Annotated in this window: 1 protein-coding gene; it reads left to right on the forward strand. The window is 43.6% G+C overall.

The window, feature by feature from the left end; all coding sequences use genetic code 11:
• Nucleotides 1–600: winged helix domain-containing protein (locus tag AB4653_RS27905; protein ID WP_372105880.1), on the forward strand; the 600-nt coding region annotated here is incomplete at its 5' end.
• Between the last annotated feature and the right edge of the window lie 114 nt (nucleotides 601–714).

The raw sequence follows: 714 nt of genomic DNA on the forward strand, positions 1-714 counted from the left end.
GGCGATATCCTTTATATCCCACCGGGTTTCCCGCATGAAGGCAACACGTTAGAGCCGTCAATGAGTTACTCTATTGGCTATCGCTCCCCTAAAGAACAAGAGCTAATCAGCAACTTCGCCGATTTTGTACTTGCTCATGATATGGGTGACGTTCATCTTCACGATCCAGAATTCAAAACGCAAGATGGTTACGGCAAGATTCGTTCATCGGATTTAAGCAATCTAACTGACATGTTGAAATCTGCACTAGAGCAACCTGAAACCATCAGCGAATTCATGGGGTGTTTGCTAAGCCAATCACGCCACCAGCTTGATATCGTCGCTCCTGAGCCATTATGGACAGAAGAAGAGATCGCTCAGCACTTAGAGTCAGAAGGCGAGATTTGTCGAGTATCGGGCTTAAAAGCGCTCTACCATGAGAATGAAAGCAACACAGCTTACATCAATGGGGAAGTCGTTAAAGTTGAACAGGCTGATTCTTCGCTACTAAACGTACTGTGTGATGATTCGGTAATTAACTCAACAACTAATCTTTCTCCTTCAGGTGTAACCGTCGTGACGGAATTGGTGAATAAAGGTTACTGGTTTATCGAAGACTAACATCGTTAATCGGTTTCGCGGATATCGCCAAGCCCTAGAGCCTTGGAGCCCAAGAAAAATAAAAGGGACAAATGAAATCTTCATTTGTCCCTTTTTCTATTCAATTGTTAACTA

The organism is Vibrio sp. 10N.222.48.A3 (assembly GCF_041475345.1).
In the GTDB taxonomy this organism is placed as follows: Bacteria; Pseudomonadota; Gammaproteobacteria; order Enterobacterales; family Vibrionaceae; genus Vibrio; species Vibrio tasmaniensis_A.